Annotated in this window: 15 protein-coding genes; 12 read left to right on the plus strand and 3 right to left on the minus strand. The window is 62.5% G+C overall.

The annotated features are described in order from the left end of the window. The first annotated feature begins 21 nt into the window (after positions 1–21). The 3 genes from AC0JZ4_RS04080 to AC0JZ4_RS04090 are packed head-to-tail and all read left to right on the plus strand — an operon-like array spanning position 22 to position 3,795. Entirely contained in the window at positions 22–1,560 is a 1,539-nt protein-coding gene (locus AC0JZ4_RS04080) for a di-heme oxidoreductase family protein (protein ID WP_471885167.1), read from the plus strand. Further along, on the plus strand, positions 1,560–2,702 hold the full coding sequence (locus AC0JZ4_RS04085) for an imelysin family protein (RefSeq protein ID WP_471885168.1): 1,143 nt from the start codon (positions 1,560–1,562) through the stop codon (positions 2,700–2,702). Before AC0JZ4_RS04080 ends, AC0JZ4_RS04085 begins: the two co-directional genes overlap by 1 nt. A gap of 4 nt (positions 2,703–2,706) precedes the next feature. Further along, complete coding sequence (locus AC0JZ4_RS04090; RefSeq protein WP_471885169.1) at positions 2,707–3,795, plus strand: DUF1513 domain-containing protein; 1,089 nt, start codon at positions 2,707–2,709, stop codon at positions 3,793–3,795. A 49-nt stretch (positions 3,796–3,844) separates the two neighbouring features. Here AC0JZ4_RS04090 and AC0JZ4_RS04095 read toward each other — a convergent pair whose 3' ends face one another. Beyond that, positions 3,845–4,252: an ester cyclase gene (locus AC0JZ4_RS04095; protein ID WP_471885170.1), complete on the minus strand. Its 408-nt coding sequence runs from the start codon at positions 4,250–4,252 to the stop codon at positions 3,845–3,847. A gap of 293 nt (positions 4,253–4,545) precedes the next feature. Here AC0JZ4_RS04095 and AC0JZ4_RS04100 point away from each other — a divergent pair, with 293 nt between their 5' ends. The 9 genes from AC0JZ4_RS04100 to AC0JZ4_RS04140 all read left to right on the plus strand — a co-directional run bounded on the left by AC0JZ4_RS04100 (position 4,546) and on the right by AC0JZ4_RS04140 (position 11,553). Beyond that, positions 4,546–4,995 carry a PaaI family thioesterase gene (locus AC0JZ4_RS04100; RefSeq protein ID WP_471885171.1) on the plus strand — a complete coding sequence of 150 codons (450 nt, stop codon included), beginning with the start codon at positions 4,546–4,548 and terminating at the stop codon, positions 4,993–4,995. Then, positions 4,992–5,630, plus strand: a complete 639-nt coding sequence (locus tag AC0JZ4_RS04105; RefSeq protein WP_471885172.1) for a 5'-methylthioadenosine/S-adenosylhomocysteine nucleosidase — start codon at positions 4,992–4,994, stop codon at positions 5,628–5,630. The genes AC0JZ4_RS04100 and AC0JZ4_RS04105 overlap by 4 nt, the downstream gene beginning before the upstream one ends. Before the next feature lie 83 nt (positions 5,631–5,713). Next, on the plus strand, positions 5,714–7,291 hold the full coding sequence (gene guaA, locus AC0JZ4_RS04110) for a glutamine-hydrolyzing GMP synthase (RefSeq protein WP_471885173.1): 1,578 nt from the start codon (positions 5,714–5,716) through the stop codon (positions 7,289–7,291). Between the two features lie 118 nt (positions 7,292–7,409). Further along, the gene (locus tag AC0JZ4_RS04115) at positions 7,410–7,700 is read left to right on the plus strand and encodes an AbrB/MazE/SpoVT family DNA-binding domain-containing protein (RefSeq protein ID WP_471885174.1); all 291 of its coding nucleotides are present in this window, start codon (positions 7,410–7,412) and stop codon (positions 7,698–7,700) included. After that, the gene (locus AC0JZ4_RS04120) at positions 7,697–8,086 is read left to right on the plus strand and encodes a type II toxin-antitoxin system VapC family toxin (RefSeq protein ID WP_471885175.1); all 390 of its coding nucleotides are present in this window, start codon (positions 7,697–7,699) and stop codon (positions 8,084–8,086) included. Before AC0JZ4_RS04115 ends, AC0JZ4_RS04120 begins: the two co-directional genes overlap by 4 nt. Positions 8,087–8,247: 161 nt before the next feature. Beyond that, entirely contained in the window at positions 8,248–8,856 is a 609-nt protein-coding gene (locus tag AC0JZ4_RS04125; protein WP_471885176.1) for a YkoF family thiamine/hydroxymethylpyrimidine-binding protein, read from the plus strand. Between the two features lie 39 nt (positions 8,857–8,895). Beyond that, positions 8,896–9,714 carry an ABC transporter permease gene (locus tag AC0JZ4_RS04130; RefSeq protein WP_471885177.1) on the plus strand — a complete coding sequence of 273 codons (819 nt, stop codon included), beginning with the start codon at positions 8,896–8,898 and terminating at the stop codon, positions 9,712–9,714. Further along, positions 9,711–10,502, plus strand: a complete 792-nt coding sequence (locus AC0JZ4_RS04135) for an ABC transporter ATP-binding protein (protein ID WP_471885178.1) — start codon at positions 9,711–9,713, stop codon at positions 10,500–10,502. Before AC0JZ4_RS04130 ends, AC0JZ4_RS04135 begins: the two co-directional genes overlap by 4 nt. A 31-nt stretch (positions 10,503–10,533) precedes the next feature. Beyond that, positions 10,534–11,553, plus strand: a complete 1,020-nt coding sequence (locus AC0JZ4_RS04140) for an ABC transporter substrate-binding protein (RefSeq protein WP_471885179.1) — start codon at positions 10,534–10,536, stop codon at positions 11,551–11,553. 24 nt (positions 11,554–11,577) lie between these two features. Here AC0JZ4_RS04140 and AC0JZ4_RS04145 read toward each other — a convergent pair whose 3' ends face one another. Together AC0JZ4_RS04145 and AC0JZ4_RS04150 are read right to left on the minus strand one after the other, a co-directional pair. Continuing rightward, a complete protein-coding gene (locus AC0JZ4_RS04145) occupies positions 11,578–12,132 on the minus strand; it encodes a methylated-DNA--[protein]-cysteine S-methyltransferase (RefSeq protein ID WP_471885180.1) in 555 nt (184 codons plus the stop codon). A gap of 159 nt (positions 12,133–12,291) precedes the next feature. Then, the gene (locus tag AC0JZ4_RS04150) at positions 12,292–12,456 is read right to left on the minus strand and encodes a hypothetical protein (protein WP_471885181.1); all 165 of its coding nucleotides are present in this window, start codon (positions 12,454–12,456) and stop codon (positions 12,292–12,294) included. Positions 12,457–12,617: the final 161 nt, after the last annotated feature.

Genomic DNA, 12,617 nt, shown 5'->3' on the forward strand with positions numbered 1-12,617 from the left:
GACCGCGAGGCCCGGTTTGCCATGGGCACATTCAGAGGCTTGCCATTTCTGCTGCCTGTCTTTTCCGGCGCGCTGGTGCTTGCGCCGCTCATCGCCACCGGCAGCGATGCACTCATTCCCACATCCAGAACCGACCTCAATCCGAAGGATCTCAAACGCGTCGAGCGAGTGACGAAGCCGACGGAGGATTTTTCCAAGGCGGAGCAGTTCGAGACCATGTCCGGAGGTGCGGCAACGACGAAGGCGATCGTCAATGGCGACGCGTTCTCACATTTCTCGCCGAACATCACTTTCGCGGAAGAGGAAAATTTCAAGCTCGGCAATGCGCTCTTCACCAAGCTGTGGGTCTCCGCCCCCTCCTCCACCCAGGCCTCCGATGGATTGGGGCCGCTGTTCAATGCGCGGGCCTGCCAGAGCTGTCACCTGAAGGACGGCCGCGGCCATCCGCCGGAAGGCGCGGCCGATTCGACCTCGATGTTCTTACGGCTTGCGCGCCCCGCCCGCACGGATGAGGAGCGCGAGGCGATCGCCGATTACCGCAAGGTGAACTTCCCCGATGCCGTCTATGGCGAGCAGCTGCAGGATCTTGCGGTTCCCGGCCTGAAATCCGAAGGCCGAATGGAAATTTCCTACGAGGAGATCCCGGTGACGCTCGGCGATGGCGAGGCCGTCAGCCTGCGCAAGCCGAGCTATTCGGTCGCCAATCTGGGCTTCGGCCCGCTCGAAGGCGACGTGACACTGTCGCCGCGCATCGCACCACCGATGATCGGCATGGGCCTCATCCAGGCGATCCACGAGGCCGACATTCTCGCCAACGCCGACCCCGACGACGAGGATGGCGACGGCATTTCCGGCAAGCCGGCCTTCGTGCGCGATCACCTGAGCGGCGAGTTGAAGCTCGGCCGCTTCGGCTTCAAGGCGCAGAATGCGACGATCCGCGACCAGACGTCATCGGCCTTTGTCGGCGATATCGGCATTTCGACCCCCGACAATCCCTTCTCGCACGGTGACTGCACCAAGGCGCAGGCCGACTGTCTCGCCATGCCGACCGGTGTGCAGGAGAGACTTGGCCCGGTCGAAGCGCCGGATCCCGTGCTGCCGCTCGTCACCTTCTATTCTGAAAATCTCGCCGTGCCCGCCCGCCGCGGCATCGACGATCCGACCGTCCTGAAGGGCAAGGAGATGTTCTACGCGGCCGGCTGCACCGCCTGCCACACGCCGAAATTCGTCACCCGCCGCGATGCCGGCAACAAGGCGCATGCCTTCCAGCTGATCTGGCCCCATTCCGATTTCCTGCTGCACGACATGGGTGAAGGTCTTGCCGATGGCCAGCAGGTGGGTGTCGCCAATGGGCAGGAATGGCGCACCCAGCCGCTGTGGGGCATCGGCCTCACAAAAACCGTCAACAACCACACATTCTTCCTGCATGATGGACGTGCCCGCAACCTGACCGAGGCGATCCTCTGGCATGGCGGCGAGGCGCAGGCCGCGCGCGACAGTTTCGCAGGCATGGACCGCCAGGATCGAACGGCCCTCCTCACCTTTCTGGAGTCTCTCTGATGTGCAGAACCTTCGCCGCCGCCCTGATCGCCTTCGCCCCATCAGCCGTCATTCCTCCAGCCATCATTGCGGTTGCCTTCGCCGGCGGCGCACAGGCGCAGGAGGCCGGTGCGGCACCGGCCGTCGAGCTGCCGGCCGCGACGGTGACAAAGGTGATGACGGCTGCCGTCGACGGTTTCATTCGCCCTGGTTACAACGCCTTGAAAACGTCCGCCGACGGCATGGCCGGCACGATGAAGACACTGTGCGAGGCGCCGAGCGCCGCAAACCTTGCGGCCGCGCAGGCCGGATTCGGCACGCTCGCGGCCAGCTGGGCGCATATCGAGATCGTCCGCACCGGCCCGATCATCGAGCAGAACCGCTTCGAGCGCATCCTCTTCTATCCCGACCGCAAGAGTACGGGGCTGAAACAGGTGCAGAGCGTGCTTGCGAGGTCCGACGAAACGGCGACCGATCCCAAGACGCTCGCCACCAAAAGCGTCGCGACGCAGGGGCTCGGCGCTCTGGAATTCCTGCTCTATGGCACCGGCTCTGAAACACTCGCTACCGGCAACGATTTCCGCTGCCGGTACGGTGTGAGCGTGGCGCAGAATGTCGGCGATGTGGCTGCCGAAGTCGCGGCTATCTGGGACGCACCGGACGGTATCCAACAGGCCTGGGAGGCTCCCGGCCCCGACAATCCCGTCTTCCGCACCGGCGGCGAGGCGATCACCGGCCTGCTGGGCATTCTCGTGCACGGGTCGGAAGCCGTGCGCGACCAGCGTATCGAAACCTTCTACAAGGGCGCAGACAAGGCGAAATTTCCCAAACAGGCGCTGTTCTGGCGCTCTGAGAACACATGGCCGACGATCAAGGCCAATCTCGAAGGACTTGCCGAACTGCTCGTAACCTCCCGCATGGTCGAACTTCTGCCGGAAAAGGAAAAGCCGGTGGTTGCCGCCGCCGAGGCGCAGTTCAAGGCGATGGCAAAACTTGCGACAGAGGTGACGCCCGATCTCGAAAAGGCCGTGGCAGACGAAACCGAGCGGAAAAAGCTCGATACGCTGCTGGCGGACGGCAAGGGCGTGATCTCCAAACTGAACGATGGTTATGGCGGCGCGATCGGCCTGTCCTCCGGCTTCTCCTTTGCCGACGGGGACTGACCAGATGACCTGGAACGGCGAGGCGATCGACCGCCGGGCATTCCTGAAGGCCGCCGGTATCGGCTTTGCGGCCGCACTCGCGCCGGGCCAGCTGCGTGCATTGGAGCGCGCCGATGCGGTCTATGCCTCCGGGTTTCGCGCCCGCGACGGCTCTTTCGGCATCGCCACGGTTTCCGAGCGCGGCGAAATCATCGATCGGGTGGCGCTGCCGGCCCGCGCGCATGGCATGGCCCATAGCACCGCCACCGGCCGTACCGTCGCCTTTGCAAGGCGTCCCGGCACATTCGCCATGGTCTTCGATGCGTCGCGACAGGCGGAACCGGTGATGATCACCGCGCCGGAGGGACGGCACTTCTACGGTCACGGACATTTTTCACCGGACGGTGCAACGCTTTATGCCAGCGAGAACGATTTCGACGGCAACCGCGGCATGATCGGGCTTTATGACGCCCGCGACCGATTCCGCCGGATCGGCGAGTTCGACGCGCACGGCATCGGCACGCATGACATGACCGTCTCGGACGACGGATCGCTCATCGTGATCGCCAATGGCGGCATCGAGACCCACCCGGATTTCGGCCGTACGAAGCTCAATCTCGACCACATGGAACCGTCTCTGGTCATGCTCGATGCAAAAAGCGGCGTGCCGGTGCAGAAGCACACGCTGCCTGCATCGCTGCGCCAGCTTTCCACGCGCCACCTCGATATCGCCGGGAACGGCCGCGTCTGGTTCGCATGCCAATGGGAAGGTGCGCGCAACGAAACCCCGCCACTCGCCGGCTGGTTTTCGAAGGGCGAAGACATTGCGCTGCTCTCGCTGCCCGACGAGACGACGGCACGGCTTGGTAATTATGTCGGGGCCATCGCCGTCAATCGGCGCGAAAACATCGTCGGCCTCACCTCGCCCATCGGCGGCGCATCCGTCACACTCGATGCGAAGACGGGCCGCGTGCTGAGGGAGGATGCGGTGCGCGAGGCCGCCGGAGTCGCACCGGCCGCAACAGGCATTGCCGTTTCCACCTATGACGGCCGGTTCAACGCGACCCGAAGCGATGTCGCCTGGGACCAGCATATCATCCGGCTCACCTCATAGTCCGGCCTGAGCCGCCCTTGCGGATTTCGGGCCTGATCCTTGCGCCGTGTCAGGCGCCGCTGATCTGCGACAGAAGCAGTTGCGTATCCATCAGCGCCACCATGTCCTGAATCTTGCCGCCGTTCAGTTTGACCACCGTGACGAAGGGAACGTCGATCGCCTTGCCGCTTGCCGGCATGCCGAACAGCTCCGCCGAATGCACGGCAAGCAACGTGCCCTGCACCGCGACCCGGCTGCCGTCGGCAACCACTGCATCGCAGCGGTGGATGAAACTTTTCAGCGGTTCGCGAATGACATCGACGAACGCCCAGTATTCGGCGGCATCCATGGCGCGGCCGGTCCCCTGCATCCTGGCCGTGAAGGCCGGGTCCAGAAGCGCGAACAGACCCTCGCGATCGCCCCGATCCAGAGCCGCATAGAAGGCAGGCATGATGTCACGGTCAGCGGCAGATGACATGGTCTCGTATCCTTTTGGCGATGCACTGTTGCGCATCCATGGCGCGCACCCGTGCATCTAGTCGCACTTGCCGTCCGCGATAATAGCGCTGGACCGCATGGGCCTATGAAACAGAAACATGGATGCCCCCGGTGCGACGGCCGGCAGGATCACCGCCCACGACCGGAGGACACGATCGTTTGGGCGTGCTTGTTGGCTCGCTCGTCGGGCCAGATCTTGGGGCCAGCTCCCAGGGAATGACTTGCCCGTGGCGCGCCGCCGTGCCATTTTTCGCCTCCGAACAAGGGCAGACCATGACGATTACCGATCCGGGCGACTTTCACCAGCGCATCCGCCGAAGCTTTCAGAACCAGAATGCGATGGCGATGCTCGGCGCGGAGCTCTCCCGCATCCAGCAGGGCATGGTGGAAATCGAGCTGCCCTTCGAGCCGCGCCTCACCCAGCAGCACGGCTTCCTGCATGGCGGCGTGATCTCGGCGCCGCTGGAAACCGCCTGCACCTACGCCGCCTATTCGGTGATCGAACCGAACGTCTCGCTGCTGACGATCGAGTTCAAGGTCAATCTCCTGTCTCCCGGTCGCGGCGAGCGCTTTCTCTTTCGCGGCGAAGTCACCAAGCCCGGCTCGACGATCATCGTCGCCGATGGACGCGCCTATGCGATCGGCGACGGACCGGCAAAGCTGATCGCCTCGATGACCTCGTCGATGATGGTCATACGCGACCGACTGGATGTGGTCGAATGAGTTTCGAGCTGAGGGACGTTGCCGGCCGCAAGGTCCTCTTCGTCATGGCCGTCGATGCCGAGTACGGCCCGCATCTGAAATCCCGCATCAAGCCTTTGATGACCGGCGTCGGCCCGGTCGAAGCCGCGATCGTGCTGACCCACGCGCTGACCAGATTGCAGGCGTCCGGCACGATGCCAAACCTGATCGTCTCGCTCGGATCGGCCGGTTCGCGCAGCCTCGAGCAGACGGAAGTCTATCAGGTCACCTCGGTCTCCTACCGGGACATGGATGCCTCTCCGCTCGGTTTCGAGAAAGGCCGCACGCCGTTCCTCGATCACCCGGCCATCATGCCGCTGCCGCTTCGCATCCCCGGCGTCGCCGAGGCTTCGCTGTCGACCGGCGGCCATATCGTATCCGGCGCGGCCTACGACCTGATCGCGGCCGACATGGTGGATATGGAAACCTTCGCCGTGATGCGCTGCTGCCAGCTATTCGGCATCCCGCTGATCGGCCTGCGCGGTATTTCCGACGGGAAGGCGGAGCTGAAACACGTCGACAACTGGACGGAATACCTGCATGTCATCGACGAGAAACTCGCCGACGTCATCGACCGATTGGCACAGGCAGTTGAAAGCGGCGGCATTCCGCTATGATCTGAGGGAAAATCCGCTATGCAGCAGCGGATTTCCGTGTTTGTCCGGTTGCCAGAAATGCCAAGTTTCTCTAAAGGCTCGCCATGACCCAGATAGCTCATCCCGACAGCATCCTCATCATCGATTTCGGCAGCCAGGTGACGCAGCTGATTGCGCGCCGCGTGCGTGAAGCAGGCGTCTACTGCGAAATCCATCCCTTCCAGAGCGCCGCAGAGGCCTTTGACAAGCTCGCGCCCAAGGGCGTGATCTTCTCCGGCGGCCCGGCTTCGGTCACCACCGAAGGCAGCCCGCGCGCGCCGCAGGCAGTATTCGACAGCGGTGTGCCGATCCTTGGCATCTGCTATGGCCAGCAGACGCTCTGCACCCAGCTCGGCGGTGTTGTCGAAGGTGGCCATGCCGCCGAATTCGGCCGCGCCGATGTGGAAGTCAAAAAAGCGAGCCCGCTGTTCGACGGTTTCTGGGAACAGGATGGGCGCTACCCGGTGTGGATGAGCCACGGCGACCGCGTGACGAAGCTGCCGGAAGGTTTTGAGGTCATCGCGACCTCGGAAAATGCACCGTTCGCCATCGCTGCCGATGAAAGCCGCCATTACTATACGACGATGTTCCACCCGGAAGTGGTGCATACGCCGGATGGCGCCAAGCTGCTTTCCAACTTCGTGCACAAGATCGTCGGCCTGAAGTCCGACTGGACGATGTCGGCCTACCGCGCCGAGATGATCCGCAAGATCAAGGATCAGGTCGGCAATGAGCGCGTCATCTGCGGCCTGTCGGGCGGCGTCGACTCATCTGTTGCGGCTATTCTTATCCACGAAGCGATCGGCGACCAGCTGACCTGCATCTATGTCGATCACGGCCTGATGCGTCAGGGCGAGACCGAGCAGGTTGTCGGCATGTTCCGCGACCACTACAACATCCCGCTTGTGGCTGTTGATGCATCCGACCTGTTCCTGACCCAGCTTGCCGGCGAAAGCGACCCGGAAGTGAAGCGCAAGACGATCGGCCGCCTGTTCATCGAAGTGTTCGAGGCGGAAGCGGCCAAGATCGCCGCCGACGGCAAGGGCGCACCACGTTTCCTGGCACAGGGCACGCTTTACCCGGACGTCATCGAAAGCGTTTCCTTCTCCGGCGGCCCTTCGGTCACGATCAAGAGCCACCACAATGTCGGCGGTCTTCCCGAGCGTATGAACATGCAGCTCGTCGAACCCTTGCGCGAACTGTTCAAGGACGAAGTCCGCGCGCTCGGCCGCGAACTCGGCATGCCGGAATCGTTCATTGGCCGCCACCCCTTCCCGGGTCCGGGCCTTGCCATCCGCTGCCCGGGTGGCGTGACCAAGGAGAAGCTCGACATTCTGCGCAAGGCGGATGCGATCTATCTCGACGAAATCCGCAAGGCCGGTCTCTACGACACGATCTGGCAGGCTTTTGCCGTGCTGCTGCCGGTACAGACCGTTGGCGTCATGGGTGACTATCGCACCTACGAGTTTGTCTGCGCGCTGCGTGCCGTCACCTCGGTCGACGGCATGACGGCGGATTTCTACCCCTACGACATGAACTTCCTCGGCCGCGCTGCCACCCGCATCATCAACGAAGTCCGCGGCATCAACCGCGTCGTTTATGACGTGACCAGCAAGCCGCCGGGCACGATCGAGTGGGAATAGACCGGAACAGTTTGTTCTGAAACTTGAAAGGGAGGGCGAAACCCCTCCCTTTTTGTTTGGCTTGATCACGGAACGCTTCGATCCTATCCTGATGTCTCCACATCAGGCAGGCTGTGCGATGGATCATCAGGATAAGCTGACGACAACCGTTTCCCCCGATGGGCAGATCGCCCTGCCGAGCGGCGTCAGCAGGCGCCAGAACTGGAACGCCGGCATGAAGCTGGTTATCGAGGAAACGGCAGACGGCGTAATCTTGAAACGCGCACCGGCGTTTGCTCCGACGAAACCGGCCGATGTCTTCGGAATGCTCAAATACAAGGGCAAGCCGAAGACGCTTGAGGAAATGGACGAAGACGTACTTCGGGAAGCCGACCGCAGCTTTCGGCGCAGTGTCGACCCCGACGCATGATCGCGATCGACACCAATCTTGTCATCAGATACCTCACCGGCGACGATAGCCAGCAGTCGCAGCGCGCCCGTGAGATCATCAACGGGCGCACGGTGTTTGTCGCCATCACCGTATTGCTTGAAGTCGAATGGGTGTTGAAAAGCAGCTTTGGTCTTGCTCGCCTGGCGCGCGGCAAGGCGATACGTGATTTTTCCGGCCTGCCGACGGTAACGATCGAGGATACCGATATCGTCGCCGCCGCGCTTGATCTCCTCGATCAAGGCATGGACTTCGCCGATGCCCTGCATCTTCTGCGAACCCGGCATTGCGGTGCGTTCGTTACGTTTGACCAGAAGCTCATCAAACTCGCGATCAAGGCTGGCTGCCAGAACATCATTGAGGGATGAAACGCCCGGCCCTCAATATTCCCGCCTTGCCATCACCCACCCATCCGGTCTAAGAACGCGCCATCACAGGGGTGCTCCGTATGGCCGGGGCTGAGATTTGGTCGTCATGGCCATGGACCCTCAAGCTGATCTGGATAATGCCAGCGGAGCGAGGTAGAGCGATGTTTTCCGGCGCGCAGATTTCTTTGTATCCCATGACGGACGATTTCGTCGGCGTCATCACGAACGCGCTGTCGGCGCTCGATCCCTATCGCGAGAAGCTGCGCATCGAGACGGATGACATCTCCACCCTGCTGGTCGGCACGCCCGATATCGTATTTGCCGCCATGCGCGACCTGTTCGCCGCGGCGGCAAAGAGCGGCAAGCATTGCGTCCTGCACGCCACCATCTCGCGCGGCTGCCCCGGCGAGCCGGATGATCCGATGTGCCAGGTGCCGGAATTTTCAGGCCCCTGGGCGCCGCTCGACGAACGCAAGGCGAAGGCGCATGCCGGCGTGGCAAGCGCGCCCGTAACGGGACAGGAATCCGCCGCGCAATTCTCGCTCTATACGCTCGGCATCGACGGCCATATGGACGAAATCTACGGCTGCATCGACTTCGTCAAAAACTCCGGCACGTTCGAGAAATCGAAGAATTTCTGCACCAAGCTGCGCGGGGATACCGGTGCGGTTTTCGCCACCGTGCACGAGGCGCTGGTGCGTTTCGGGCCGCCGGCCGGCCATGTGACGATCGATCTGACAGTTTCCGCCAACAGCCCTTCAAAACGCTGATCCCGGTCACGCGTCTTCCCGTTTGGTCGAGGCCCCGTCATGTCGTCATTGCAGTCAAAGAGCGAGCGGCGCGCCGCCCAGGCAATCTCCCACCTGCGCCACGCGCTGCCAGCAATCCTTGCCGTCGGCAGCCTCGTGCTGGTCTGGGAGGCCTATGCCCGGCTTTCCGGCGTTTCGCCGACGACGCTGCCTGCCCCCTCTCGGGTGCTGGCGCAGGCCTTCGAATACCGGCAGGCGTTGTTCGACAACACGCTGCCGACGCTGCAGGCGACGCTGACCGGATTTACCGTCTCGCTCATCACCGCCTTCCTGCTCTCGGTCGCCGTCGATTTCGCGCCGAAGCTGAAACGGGCGCTGTTTCCCGTGTTCATCATCAGCCAGACCCTGCCGCTCGTCGCCATCGCGCCGCTTGTCGTCCTGTGGTTCGGTTTCGGACTTCTGCCAAAGATCCTGCTGGTGGCGCTCGTCACCTTCTTCCCCATGCTGGTGGCGCTTTCCAAGGGCTATGAGGCGACCGAGCCGGAACTCGAACAACTCATTGCCTCCATGGGCGCGCCGCGCTGGAAACTGTTCCTGATGGCGCGCCTGCCGTCCGCCCTCCCCTTCTTCTTCGCGGGTTTGAGGATCTCCATCACCTATGCCGTCGTCGGGGCGATCTTTGCCGAATATGCAGGTGCCGCGAAGGGGCTCGGCATCTACATGCTGAACGCCAAGAACAATTTTCGCCCCGACCTCGTGCTCGCCGCCGTGCTGGTCAGCGCCGCACTGACACTCTGCCTGTTCGCGCTTGCGGTTCTGGCAGAACGGCTGGCGATGCCGTGGACGCGTCGCCCCCTGAGCGGAGGGCAAGCCCGATGACCGAACCGCGCCTGACGTTGGATCATGTCAATTGCCGTTACGGCGACCTGCCGGTGCTCGAAAAAATTTCCATGACCGTTCAGCCCGGCGAATTCGTCTCCATTCTCGGCCCTTCCGGCTCGGGAAAATCGACGCTGTTCCGGCTGCTGACCGGCGCGATGTCCGCCGAAGCCGGCACGATCGCATTCGACGGCAAGCCGCTTGCCGAGGCGGACCGCCCCTTCGCCTTCATGCCGCAGCGCGACGCGCTGATGCCATGGCGAAAAATCATCGACAACACCACGCTCGGGCTCGAAGTGCAGGGCATGCGCCGGAAGAACGCGCGCGCCCGCGTCGCGCCGCTGTTTGCCGAATTCGGGCTTTCCGGCTTCGAGCAGCATTACCCGGCCGAGCTTTCCGGCGGCATGCGCCAGCGCGCAGCGCTGTTGCGCACCGTCGTGCAGGACAAGCCGATGCTTCTGCTCGACGAACCCTTCGGCGCACTCGATGCGCTGACGCGCGCCGGCATGCAGCGCTGGCTGGAGGACATGTGGGCAAAGCACCGCTGGACGGCAATGCTGGTGACCCATGACGTGCGCGAGGCCGTGCATCTGTCCGACCGCATCTATGTTCTGTCGCCACGACCCGCACGGATAATCCGCGAGATCGAAATCGATCTGCCACGCCCTCGCGGGCGCGATGTGACAACACGCGCACGCGCGGCAGCGATCGAGGCCGACATTCTCGACACGCTCCTCAAGCCCACAGCTTCCGACAGCCCGCGGGCGCAGGAACCTGCCGTCGAATAGAAACTTACGCGTTTCAGGAGGATCGAACGCCATGACGACCATGCTTACCCGCCGCACAGCCCTTGCATCCGTCGCGGGCCTTGCCCTTTCTCCGCTTTTGGCACTTCCGGCGCGCGCGGAAAGCCAGCCGGTCAAGGTGGCGCTCGACTGGACGCCGAACACCAACCATATCGGCCTCTTCGTCGCCCGCGACAAAGGCTTCTATCGGGATGCGGGGCTGGATGTGGAAATCCTGCCCTATACCGACACCTCAGCCGGCACGCTGGTGGCCAACCATGTGGCCGATTGCGGCGTGATCGGCTCGATCGGCCTGTTCACCCAGCATTCGGCCGGTGCTGACCTCGTCGGCACCTACGCCATCGTCCAGCACGAGACCGGCCGCCTGGTGTTCAGCGGTAGCCGCGACGACATAAAAAGCCCGAAGGATCTCGACGGCAAGACTTATGGCGGTTTCGGCAGCGCTTGGGAAAACGCGCTGATCGGCGCGATGATCCGCCATGATGGCGGCAAGGGTGAATTCGAGACGGTCACGCTCGGCACCTCCGCCTATCAGGCGCTTGCCAACGGCTCGGTCGATTTCACGCTGGAAGTCTATACGTGGGAAGGTGTTCAAGCCGAATTGGAGGGCCTGAAGCAAAAGGCATTCCGCTACGCCGATTACGGCGTTCCGGACGAGCATACGGCGCTTCTCGGCTCCAGCCGCAAATTCCTCGATGCCAAGCCGGACGTGGCAAAGGCATTCCTCCAGGCGACGCAAAAGGGCTACGCCTTTGCCGTCGACCAGCCCGACGAAGCGACCGACATCCTTATCGCCGCCAACAGGGACGCGCTGACCAATCGGTCACTCATCAGGGCGTCATTGCAGGCGCTGATCGACGGTCACTATCTGCGCACGGCAAGCGGCGTGGTCGGCACAATCGATCCGGCCAAGATGGAGGCGATCGGCAGCTACCTGTTCGACGCGGAAATCCTGAAAGACGGAGACGGCAAGGTTCTGGAGGCGAAGCCGGATATCGGCCGCTATTTTACAAATGCAGCGCTTGCCGGTTGAGGGATAGGCCTTATCCGCGAAGGATCAGAACAACGATTGCTGCGCCGGTTCCGCCGGCGCCAGCCTGACGCCCTCGAGTTCCAGCATGCGCTGTTTCGACATCGCCCCGCCGGGCGCTGAAAAGCCGCCAAGCTTGCCGCCGGCGGCCAATACGCGATGACAGGGAATGATCAGGGCCACCGGGTTTTTCGCCATGGCCTGGCCTACATCACGCGCCTTTTCGGGGCCGAAACCGAGTTCCCGCGCGAGCGTGCCATAGGTCGTCGTATGACCCCAGCCGATACGGCGGGCCGCGACATAGATGGTCTTGAAGAATTCGTCCTGGCTGCCGATATCCAGTCTGACGGCGGAGAAATCGATGCGCTCGCCGGCAAAATAGCGCTCAACGCGCGCAATCACCTGCTGAATGGTCTCGCTTGGCGGGGCCTTCTGCCCACCACCAATGCGTCGCAGCAACAAGTTTTCCGTAGCTATCTCGCTATCGGTCGGAAGCTGGAAGCGGGTCACACACTCGCCATTCCAGGCGATGCCACAAAAGCCGCCCTGCGTTTTGAAGACACAATAATGATGTGACTGCATCTCGACCTCCGACCATGATGTACGGAGGATTGACCGGGTCGGAAATTTCTTCAACCCGTTTTTCAACCTCTACCCCGGCGTTCCGCAACTGCGGCAACGCCATGCGCGGGAAGAGGCCAGGAACCGCTGCCAACGAGCGGTTCCAACCATCAGGCTGAATTAGCCGATACGATCGAAAGCCTTCGGGTCGATGCCGAGTGTGTCGAGATCGCTTGCCTTCGGGCGGCGGCGGTTTTCAACTGCAGCCGAAGCGGCAATGGCTGCACCGAAGATTGCGAATGCACGGCCGAAACGGCTACCACGATTGCTGTTGTGAATGGACATGACGTGACTCCTTGTCTGTTGGCTAATATATGCGCGTCGCCCGTGTTTTGCACAATGCACACGCGGGCAGCACAGCCATGCAGATTCGACATGACATCTTTTGATCTGCCTCATTTGCTTGCATTGATGGATATGCTGTTGCTATCGCTTCGCCATCAGCA

The sequence above is a fragment of the [Rhizobium] kunmingense genome, from assembly GCF_977018605.1.

Bases quoted from the DNA above. Each gene is read 5' to 3' on its own strand.
- AC0JZ4_RS04080 (WP_471885167.1), top strand. From the start codon at position 22: ATGGGCACATTCAGAGGCTTGCCATTTCTGCTGCCTGTCTTTTCCGGC.
- AC0JZ4_RS04085 (WP_471885168.1), top strand. From the start codon at position 1,560: ATGTGCAGAACCTTCGCCGCCGCCCTGATCGCCTTCGCCCCATCAGCC.
- AC0JZ4_RS04090 (WP_471885169.1), top strand. From the start codon at position 2,707: ATGACCTGGAACGGCGAGGCGATCGACCGCCGGGCATTCCTGAAGGCC.
- AC0JZ4_RS04095 (WP_471885170.1), bottom strand. From the start codon at position 4,252: ATGTCATCTGCCGCTGACCGTGACATCATGCCTGCCTTCTATGCGGCT.
- AC0JZ4_RS04100 (WP_471885171.1), top strand. From the start codon at position 4,546: ATGACGATTACCGATCCGGGCGACTTTCACCAGCGCATCCGCCGAAGC.
- AC0JZ4_RS04105 (WP_471885172.1), top strand. From the start codon at position 4,992: ATGAGTTTCGAGCTGAGGGACGTTGCCGGCCGCAAGGTCCTCTTCGTC.
- guaA (WP_471885173.1), top strand. From the start codon at position 5,714: ATGACCCAGATAGCTCATCCCGACAGCATCCTCATCATCGATTTCGGC.
- AC0JZ4_RS04115 (WP_471885174.1), top strand. From the start codon at position 7,410: ATGGATCATCAGGATAAGCTGACGACAACCGTTTCCCCCGATGGGCAG.
- AC0JZ4_RS04120 (WP_471885175.1), top strand. From the start codon at position 7,697: ATGATCGCGATCGACACCAATCTTGTCATCAGATACCTCACCGGCGAC.
- AC0JZ4_RS04125 (WP_471885176.1), top strand. From the start codon at position 8,248: ATGTTTTCCGGCGCGCAGATTTCTTTGTATCCCATGACGGACGATTTC.
- AC0JZ4_RS04130 (WP_471885177.1), top strand. From the start codon at position 8,896: ATGTCGTCATTGCAGTCAAAGAGCGAGCGGCGCGCCGCCCAGGCAATC.
- AC0JZ4_RS04135 (WP_471885178.1), top strand. From the start codon at position 9,711: ATGACCGAACCGCGCCTGACGTTGGATCATGTCAATTGCCGTTACGGC.
- AC0JZ4_RS04140 (WP_471885179.1), top strand. From the start codon at position 10,534: ATGACGACCATGCTTACCCGCCGCACAGCCCTTGCATCCGTCGCGGGC.
- AC0JZ4_RS04145 (WP_471885180.1), bottom strand. From the start codon at position 12,132: ATGCAGTCACATCATTATTGTGTCTTCAAAACGCAGGGCGGCTTTTGT.
- AC0JZ4_RS04150 (WP_471885181.1), bottom strand. From the start codon at position 12,456: ATGTCCATTCACAACAGCAATCGTGGTAGCCGTTTCGGCCGTGCATTC.